At 73.0% G+C, this 6,159-nt stretch carries 6 protein-coding genes; 2 read left to right on the top strand and 4 right to left on the bottom strand.

Annotated features, from left to right (window positions below; genetic code table 11):
- Nucleotides 1-251 (top strand): dienelactone hydrolase family protein (locus tag Q1N79_RS04875; RefSeq protein WP_300604998.1); only part of this gene is annotated, 251 nt, incomplete at its 5' end.
- A 21-nt stretch (nucleotides 252-272) separates the two neighbouring features.
- On the opposite strand, the gene Q1N79_RS04870 is transcribed toward Q1N79_RS04875, so the two are convergent.
- The gene (locus tag Q1N79_RS04870) at nucleotides 273-581 is read right to left on the bottom strand and encodes an MBL fold metallo-hydrolase (RefSeq protein ID WP_300604996.1); all 309 of its coding nucleotides are present in this window, start codon (nucleotides 579-581) and stop codon (nucleotides 273-275) included.
- Nucleotides 582-662: 81 nt separating this feature from the next.
- Nucleotides 663-1,670, bottom strand: coding sequence for an aminoglycoside phosphotransferase family protein (locus Q1N79_RS04865; RefSeq protein ID WP_300604994.1), 1,008 nt, complete (start codon nucleotides 1,668-1,670; stop codon nucleotides 663-665).
- 149 nt (nucleotides 1,671-1,819) lie between these two features.
- On the opposite strand from Q1N79_RS04865, the gene Q1N79_RS04860 reads away from it, so the two are divergent.
- On the top strand, nucleotides 1,820-3,454 hold the full coding sequence (locus tag Q1N79_RS04860; RefSeq protein ID WP_300604992.1) for a CocE/NonD family hydrolase: 1,635 nt from the start codon (nucleotides 1,820-1,822) through the stop codon (nucleotides 3,452-3,454).
- Here the strand turns inward: Q1N79_RS04860 and Q1N79_RS04855 are convergent.
- Entirely contained in the window at nucleotides 3,439-5,058 is a 1,620-nt protein-coding gene (locus tag Q1N79_RS04855; protein WP_300604990.1) for an FAD-binding oxidoreductase, read from the bottom strand. The genes Q1N79_RS04860 and Q1N79_RS04855 overlap by 16 nt on opposite strands.
- A gap of 39 nt (nucleotides 5,059-5,097) precedes the next feature.
- Nucleotides 5,098-6,108, bottom strand: a complete 1,011-nt coding sequence (locus Q1N79_RS04850; protein WP_300604988.1) for an alpha/beta hydrolase — start codon at nucleotides 6,106-6,108, stop codon at nucleotides 5,098-5,100.
- Between the last annotated feature and the right edge of the window lie 51 nt (nucleotides 6,109-6,159).

Raw genomic sequence — 6,159 nt, 5'->3', positions numbered from 1 at the left:
CGAGCCCCCACCTGGCGGCCGGCCGTATCACCGCCACCGTCTACGTCGCCGGCGCCATCGAGGACAACTCGTTCACCGTCGACCAGGCCGAGCTGCTTGAGGGCGCGCTCACGGACGCCGGGGTCGACCACACGGTCGAGTTCTACCCGGCCCACCACGGGTTCGCGGTGCCCGACAACGGGACCTACGACGAGAAGTCAAGCACCCGCCACTGGGAAGCGCTTCGTCAGCTTTACCAGGACCACCTGTAGCCACGGCCCGCCGACCACGCCTCAGGCCACGATCGTGGCGTCGCCGAACAGGTAGTTCCCGTGCGTGTGGTCGCCGTGGTGGTGGGTGTTGATCAGCGTGCGGACCGGCTGGGAACTCGTCTTGGCTATCGCTTCGAGGTAGGCGCGGGTGCGCCGCTCGGTCGAGCAGGCGTCAACGCTGGTGACACCGCGGCTGCCGACCAGAAAGCCGGTGTTGTTGATGAACCAGGTTCCGTCGGGCTGGATGTAGGCGAACACCCCGTCGCTGACCTCCTGCACACGCGGCGAGCCCGGCTCTGCCCTGTCCTGGTGACCGTGGGAGGAAGTCATGCCGCTCTCCTTTCAGGCTGGCCAACGCCACTGTGCGGCCAGGCACTCCCCCGCTGACCCGCCGCTCCAGTCCCGTCCCCGCTAATTATCCCGAACGGACGCGCTGCGACTCCCGGCACCAAGGAGGTCACGCAGTTCACGGTCGAGGGCGGGCAGCCGTCCTTTCTCGCCGATGATCGCGAACCAGTTGTAGAGCTCGAGGGCGAGCGCGATGCGGTAGAGCGGGAGGCGAGAACGCCAGGCCGCGGGCCATTCGCCGGGCCGCTGCCCGGGCACGCAGACGCCATAGCCGGACAGCAGCCCGGCCATTTTCGCCGGGTCGCCATGCATGGAGAACGCGTCGAGGCGGGCGAAGTCCATCAGCGGGTCGCCCGCGTGCATGTTCTCCGGATCGAGCAGGCCGGTCAGCGAGCAGGTGCCATCCTCGGCGAGCTCTACCAGGAGGTTTGGCTCATGCACATCGCCGTGGCAGTAGGCGGGCCGCAGGCATTCGGCGAACGCGGCGGCGTGCTCGGTGACGTGCGTGGCGACCTTGTCGGCCAGGGCCGGGTCGCCGGCGTGCGCACGGAACCCCCGCAGGTCGCGTTCGAACATGCGGGCCATGTGCGCGGAATTGTCCGGCAGCGGGCCGCGGATCCGGCCGTCGACGTAGCCGTAGCCGCCGGCGGGAACGGCGTGCAGGCGCTTAAGCACCGCGCCAAGTTGCCGGTACACCTCGTGGCGCTGAGCGCGCGTCAGGTGAGCGTCGAGCGACGTTAGCGTGCGGCCAGGACGGAGCGAGGAGATGAGACACGGGCGGCCACCGAGCGCTGCGGCGGATCTGCTGAAAGCCAGCACGCGCGGCGAGATGTCAACACCGTGGTCGGTCAGGAACTTGAGCGCGCGCGCTTCCTTGGCCGCGGATCGCAGGCCGCCGTCCCGGTAGATCTTCAGCACGACCGGCGCCGACTCGGTGTCGGCGAACTCGATCAGGTACGCGCCGGTGACCGAGCCTTCGGCGAACCGCGAGACGGCGCGGACCGGGCCGTGCGCAGGCAGCAGGCCGGCGAGCAGATCGCCTGCGCGTTCCACAGTCAGCCCGTCGGGCACCCCGGCAGCATACGAGGGCTCCACCATGATTGCCTACGGATTATTCGCCGGGCACCGGGCCGGACGCAGCGGCCGGCGGAGCCTATGATCAGGCTCCAGCAGGCCGCGGCGGGAGACCACCGCGCGCACGAGCAGAAGGGACCCCGGCCATGACGGCTGCCAGCAGGTTTTTCGGCCGGGCGCTCGAGCTGCCGCCGGCCGAGACGACGCGCGTCGCGGTGCAGCGGGACCTCGCCGTTCCGATGCCCGACGGCGTGGTGCTGCTTGCTGACAGGTATGCACCGCCCGGGCCGCGGCGGCCGCTTGTCCTGGTCCGCTCGCCGTACGGGCGGCGGGGGCCGTTCGGGCTCGCGTACGGCAGGCTGCTGGCCGAACGCGGGTTCCAGGTGCTCGTGCAAAGCTGCCGCGGCACGTTCGGTTCAGGCGGCAGCCTCGACCCGTTCAACGAACGCGCCGACGGGCTGGCCACGGTGGCGTGGCTGAAGGACCAGCCCTGGTACCCGGGGGCGTTCGCGACCGCCGGGCCGAGCTACCTGGGCATCGTGCAGTGGGCGATCGCCGCGCAGGCCGGTCAGGACTTGAAGGCCATCGCCGCGCAGATCACCACCTCCGACGTGGCCGGGGCGATCTACCAGGGCGGGGCGTTCTCGCTGGAAACGATGCTCGGGTGGGTCGACCAGGTCGCCCACCAGGAACGGCCGCTCGGGCTGCTGCGGCAGGGCCAGGCCCGCCGCCGGCTGGGGCCGCTGCTTGACCGGCTGCCGCTTGGCGACCTCGACCGGCTCGCCACCGGGCACCGGGTCAGCTACTGGCAGGACTGGCTGGCCCACGACAAGCCAGCCGACCCGTACTGGGCCGGCCGCGGCTCCAGCGACGGCGTGCCCGAGGTGACCGCCCCTGTGAGCTTCGTCGGCGGCTGGCGGGACGTGTTCCTGCCGGGCATGCTCGCCGACTACGCCGCCCTGGTCAAGGCCGGTCACGACCCGTACCTGCTGATCGGGCCGTGGCGGCACACCGACCAGCAGGTCATCGGGGCATCGGTCCGCGACACGCTGGCGTGGCTGCGCGCCCACCTGCTCGACGACCGCAGCCAGCTGCGGCCCGCACCCGTGCGGATCTTCGTCGGCGGCTGCGGCGAATGGCGTGACCTCCCGGGCTGGCCACCGCCGGCCCGGCAGCAGCGCTGGCACCTGCACCCGGCGCACCGCCTCGACCCGGCCCCGCCCGGGCCCGGCGAGCCGGACGGCTACACGTATGACCCGGCCGACCCGACCCCGAGCGTCGGCGGCCCCGCGGACCACCAGGGCGACGCGCAGCCCGACAACCGGCAGCTGGAGTCCCGCCCCGACGTGCTCACCTACACCAGCCGGCCTATCGAGGCGGACGTGGAGATCATCGGCCAGGTGACCGCGGAACTGTTCGTACGGTCCAGCCGCCAGCACACCGACTTCTTCGCCAGGCTCTGCGACGTCGACCCCACCGGCCGGTCCACCAACATCTGCGACGCCCTGGCCCGGCTGACGCCGGCAAGCCCGCCAGCAGGCGCCGACGGCGTCATCCGGGCAGAGATCGCCCTGTGGCCCACCGCCCACCGCTTCCTGGCCGGCCACCGGCTACGGCTGCAGGTCTCCAGCGGCGCCCACCCCCGCTACGCCCGCAACACTGGCACGGGCGAGCCGCTCGCCACCGCCACGACGCTCGCCGCGGCGCGCCAGGAGGTCTACCACGACCCGGCCCGCCCCTCGGCCGTCATCCTGCCGGTCACCAGTCACGCGTCTCCCTGACCGGCGGCGCGCATCCCTCGGGGCCAGATGCCCTGCTTTCCCGGCGACAGGATGCCGTCCGGGTCGAGCGCGTCCTTGAGCGTCTCGTACAGCCGCAGCAGCGCGTGCTCGCCCCAGCCGTACTGCGCGGCGATCTCGTCCATGAACTCGATGTGCCCGCGGTACAGGCCGTAGCCCGCCTCGCCGGTGATCCGCACGAGCCGCCGGTACACGTCGTAGGCGGCCCGCGCCTGCGCCTCGTTCGTCGTGTCGTACAGCAGCGGGCAGACGAAGTAGAACGACCGCGGCGTCATGATCGTGCCGGGCCAGAAGTCCAGGCCGGCCCGCTCGATCTCCGGCCGCAGCAGCCGGGTCAGCGCCCGCGCGTGGCGGCCCTGCAGCGGCGCGACCGGCGAGAAGTCCAGGTGACCGCCGATGCCGCCCCACCACTGCAGGCTGTCGAGCAGGGCCAGCCCGGGGATCCCCGCCTGCACCCGCTCGGGGTGCGTGGTCACCGTCTCCTCGCTGACGTCCGTGCCTGCGATCTTCCTGGCGCTGACCCAGGCGCCGGGAACCCCGGCGGCGAACGCCGCCCGCACCCGGGCGAGCTGGGCGTCGACGATCGCGGCTGGCCCGTACAGCGCCAGCCGCAGGTTCCAGTAGCCCAGGCCAAGCTCGTCGGCGGCGGCCGCGTAGAACGACGCGGGCAGCGGGCCGTCCCCGGCCTGCCAGGCGGCGCGGGGCCTGGTCATTGAGGCCGCCCCCACCAGCGTGCCGAGCAGCGGCACGTTCGTGACCGTGCCGTCGAGCAGCAGCGGGCGCATCGTGTCGATGATCGCCTCGAGGTCGGATTCGCGAGGGGCATGGACCTCGACCGGCGCGTAGACCTCGGGGCGCGGCGTGAGCCACTTGCCCATCTTGGTGACGATGCCGAAGTTCGACTGCATGAACAGCGAATCGAGCGCCGGCCCGAACCCCCGCCGGTGCGCGTGCCAGGCCGGGTTCCCGGCCATCGCGCCCATCCCGGTGCGGACCACCTCGGCGCTGGCCAGCACGACCTCGATGCCGCACTGGCTGGCGGCGTGGTCGCCGCCGGGCAGGTAGCCGACGCCGTGGTCGAGCGTGTTGCCGACGACGCTGCCCCAGCCGAGGTCGGGGATCGACGCCCACAGCGCGCTGCCGCGCCGGCGCAGCTCGGCGTACAGGTCGAAGAAGCTGACGCCAGGCTCGACGACCGCGTAGGCGAGCTCCTCGTGCACGTCGAGGACGCGGTTCATCCGGCGCATGCTGACGACCACGCTGCCGCGGACCCGTGGCGCGGGCCCGCCGTAGGCGTTGTTCTTGCCCATGGAGGTCGTCCACAGCGGCACCCGGTGCCGACGGGCGATCCGCACGACCTCCTGGACCTCCTCGACGCTGCCGGGCGCCACGACCGCCGACGGCCAGTGCTCGTCCCACCCGGGGAAGCTGTACGGGTCGCGGAATTCAGCGACCCGGCCGGCGGCCGCATCGGCCCGCAGCACGGCGTCGCCGCCGAGGGCCGCGGCGAACGCGCGCAGCGCCGCCTCGAACTCCCCGGCCGACAGCCCGGGCGGCACGACGCCGTTGTCTACGGGAGCGCTCACGAGCCGTTCTCCTCTCCTGGCTCAGCTTGCTCAGCTTGCTCAGCCGAGCAGGCGCCGCAGCCAGCTCAGCTGCGCCGCCACGGCGGCGCGGGACAGGGCCGCGGTGGGCGCGAGGCCGGCGAAGCCGTGGTACCCGCCCGGCCACACGTGCAGCTCGGCTACCCCGCCGGCCTGCCAGATCCGGGTCGCGTAGGCCACGTCCTCGTCCCTGAAGGTCTCCGCCGAGCCAACGTCGATGAACGCGGGCGGCAGTCCGGACAAGTCTGTGGCGCGGGCGGGCGCGGCGTACGGGGACACGTCGGGGCCGCCGCGGGCCGCGCCGAGCAGCGCCGTCCAGCCCACCTCGTTCGCCGCTCGGTCCCAGACCCCGATCCCTGCCATCTGCCACGACGACCGTGTGTCGTTGCGGTCATCGAGCATCGGGCACATGAGCTGCTGCCCGGCCAGCGCGGGGCCGCCCCGGTCCCTGGCCAGCAGGGCCACCGCCGCCGCCAGGCCGCCGCCCGCGCTCCCGCCGGCGACGATGACGCGGGCCGGGTCGATGCCGAGCTCATCGGCGTGCGACACGGTCCAGGCCAGGCCCGCGTAGCAGTCTTCGACCGGTCCGGGGTGCGGGGTCTCTGGCGCGAGCCGGTAGTCCACCGACACGACCGCCAGCTGGAGCTGCTCGGCGTGCTGCAGTGTCCCCGGCAGGCCGGTCCGGTTGTCGCCGAGGATCATCCCGCCGCCGTGGATGTGATAGACGCAGGCGACAGGGACCGCGGCCGCGGCGCCGGCGGGCCGGCAGATCAGCAGCGGCACCTCGGGGGCCCCCGCCGGGCCGGGCACCAGCCGCGTGCTCAGCTCGAACCTGCCGCCGCGCCGCAGGTCCTCGTCGGTGGGCGGCGGGACCGGCGGCGGCCCCTGGCGCAGCACCGGGATCATGTCGAGCGAGAATTCGACGCGCCCGCGCTCGGCCAGCGCCGCGAGGGCGGGCGCCAGTTCGGCGTCGAACGGAGGCGGCGGCCCGATAACCGGCCCGGAACCGTCAGCGATCGATGCAGCCGTCACCCGATGATCACACCAGGCGCCCGCCGGATGAGTCAACGGCTGGTTTCACGT

This window comes from Trebonia sp. (genome assembly GCF_030042015.1).
Taxonomy (GTDB): Bacteria; Actinomycetota; Actinomycetes; order Streptosporangiales; family Streptosporangiaceae; genus Trebonia.
This window is presented reverse-complemented; position numbering and strand designations above follow the sequence as displayed.

Bases quoted from the DNA above. Each gene is read 5' to 3' on its own strand.
- Q1N79_RS04870 (WP_300604996.1), bottom strand. From the start codon at position 581: ATGACTTCCTCCCACGGTCACCAGGACAGGGCAGAGCCGGGCTCGCCG.
- Q1N79_RS04860 (WP_300604992.1), top strand. From the start codon at position 1,820: ATGACGGCTGCCAGCAGGTTTTTCGGCCGGGCGCTCGAGCTGCCGCCG.